Here is a 371-nt window from a genome sequence, read left to right as displayed (position 1 = left end):
TCGTAAAAAACAGCTGTCAATTCATCTACATGTTTTTCATTGAATTGGTCGTTTACAAAAAAGCCATATATTTTTTCGCAAATAAAACGAGCACATTGTTCTTGTTTTAAAATAATATTGATGATATCATCACCCGAAAAATTGCCAGTTTCGTCAAAAAAAGTTTTTAAATCATCATCATGATGATATTTTGCAATGGTAAATGCACCATCAAAATTATAACTATAACCTGTAAAAGCTCGTGCACTTTCTTTGACATCATTTTCAGAATAATTTCCAACGCCTAATGTAAAAAGTTCCATGAGTTCTCTTGCGAAATTTTCATTGGGTTGTTTTTTTCTGTTTTGTCTGGAGTTCAAATAGTTCAACAT

The 371-nt window shown here is 30.2% G+C and carries 1 protein-coding gene; it reads right to left on the bottom strand.

Going from position 1 to position 371, the window contains the following annotated elements; genetic code table 11:
• The coding region (locus IU405_RS00040; RefSeq protein ID WP_197436635.1) for a DUF1800 family protein at positions 1–371 on the bottom strand (371 nt) is incomplete at its 3' end.

Origin of the sequence: Polaribacter sp. BAL334 (assembly GCF_015767435.1) — a bacterium.
Classification (GTDB): Bacteria; Bacteroidota; Bacteroidia; order Flavobacteriales; family Flavobacteriaceae; genus Polaribacter.
The sequence above is the reverse complement of the archived record's forward strand: the minus strand, read 5'-3'. Positions and strand labels throughout refer to the sequence as shown.